Source organism: Actinoplanes sp. ATCC 53533 (assembly GCF_003947245.1).
This window is the reverse complement of sequence record NZ_QHHV01000569.1, coordinates 1-970: the sequence shown is the minus strand read 5'-3', so window position 1 is coordinate 970 and position 970 is coordinate 1. Positions and strand designations below refer to the sequence as shown.

The window sequence follows — 970 nt, the reverse complement described above, 5'->3', positions numbered from 1 at the left end:
TGTTCGACCCAGTCCGGCTCACTCATGGCATCGCTCCTCGCGGTAGAGAATACGCAGAAACGCCGGCCCGAACCGGGCCGGCGTCAGCTCTGCGGTTGCTCAGATGGTGTCGCCGGCGAGGTGCGTGCGCAGCTTCGTCAGGGCCTTGGTGAGCAGGCGGCTGACGTGCATCTGGGAGATGCCGACCTGGTCGGCGATCTGCGACTGGGTGAGGTTGCCGTAGAAGCGCAGGGTGAGGATCTTCTGCTCGCGGTCGTCGAGCATGGCCAGGGCGGGGCCGAGGGCGACGCGGGTTTCGGCGAGTTCGAATTCGTGGTCTTCGCCGCCGAGGGTGTCGCCGAGCTCGGTGGTGCCGTCGGCGCTGATCGGGGTGCTCAGGCTGGTGGCGTTGTAGGCGCGGGCGCCTTCGAGGCCTTCGAGGACTTCTTCCTCGGTGACGCCGAGGTGCACGGAGATGTCGGCGACCGTCGGGCTGCGGCCGAGGGTGTGGGTGAGGGTGCTGTTGGCCTCGGTGATGGCCAGGCGGAGCTCTTGCAGGCGGCGGGGCACGCGGACGGACCAGGTGCGGTCGCGGAAGTGGCGTTTGATCTCGCCGATGATGGTGGGGATGGCGTAGCCGGCGAAGTCGACGCCGCGTTCGGGGTCGAACTTGTCGATGGCTTTGATCAGGCCGACGTTGGCGGTCTGGATGAGGTCGTCGGTGGGTTCGCCGCGGCCGGAGTAGCGGTGGGCGAGGTGGCGGGCCAGCGGCAGCCAGGCCTCGATCGCCCGGTCCCGCAGCGATCCGCGGGAGGGGTGGCCGACGGGCATGGCAGCCATCGCGTTCAGGAGATCGGCGGCGCTGTCGGCCGGCGCCTCGCTGATCGTCGACTTCGTCTCCGAAGCCTTAACCGTCTGAGTGGCAGTCATCTCGTGGTCCTTCCTAGCACCTGTCCGGAGAGCCGGCCCGGTTTGCATCGGGCCCGGCCGG

1 protein-coding gene is annotated in these 970 nt (G+C 68.9%); it reads right to left on the bottom strand.

The window, feature by feature from the left end; all coding sequences use genetic code 11:
• Positions 1-99: 99 nt before the first annotated feature.
• Positions 100-909 (bottom strand): SigB/SigF/SigG family RNA polymerase sigma factor, encoded by an 810-nt coding sequence (locus DMB66_RS60070; protein WP_125812714.1) that lies wholly within the window; start codon positions 907-909, stop codon positions 100-102.
• Positions 910-970: the final 61 nt, after the last annotated feature.

What these genes read in the sequence shown, in the direction of transcription:
- DMB66_RS60070 (WP_125812714.1), bottom strand. Translation starts at nt 909, where the DNA reads ATGACTGCCACTCAGACGGTTAAGGCTTCGGAGACGAAGTCGACGATC.